Origin of the sequence: Hallella faecis (assembly GCF_018789675.1) — a bacterium.
GTDB lineage: Bacteria > Bacteroidota > Bacteroidia > Bacteroidales > Bacteroidaceae > Prevotella > Prevotella faecis.
On the sequence record NZ_JAHKBE010000160.1, the window covers coordinates 1 to 489 of the forward strand.

A 489-nucleotide genomic window follows, 5' to 3' on the forward strand; every position below is an offset into this window, starting at 1 on the left:
TGGGGCTTAGCCTCGCCGGTGACGGCAACTCGTAGGCTCATTATGCAAAAGGCACGCCGTCACGCATCGCTGCGCTCCGACCGCTTGTAGGCGCACGGTTTCAGGAACTATTTCACTCTTCTCATGGAAGTGCTTTTCACCTTTCCCTCACGGTACTCGTTCGCTATCGGTCTCATTCGAGTATTTAGCCTTACCGGATGGTCCCGGCAGATTCGCGCAGGATTCCTCGTGTCCCGCGTTACTCAGGATACCGCTATGCCACATCGGGCTTCGTGTACAGGATTATCACCTTCTACGATTCGCCTTTCCAGGAGATTCCACTCACCCTCAATGTGCAATGGCGCGGTCCTACAACCCCGCGGCGGCCTTGCGACCGTCACGGTTTGGGCTCTTCCCCGTTCGCTCGCCACTACTGGGGGAATCATTAGATTATTTTCTCTTCCTCGGGGTACTAAGATGTTTCAGTTCCCCCGGTTAGCCTCCGGAATG

The 489-nt window shown here is 55.6% G+C and carries 1 rRNA gene; it reads right to left on the reverse strand.

Annotation, left to right across the window (positions count from 1 at the left end):
• Positions 1 to 489, reverse strand: a 23S ribosomal RNA gene (locus KM934_RS12955); the annotation flags it as partial.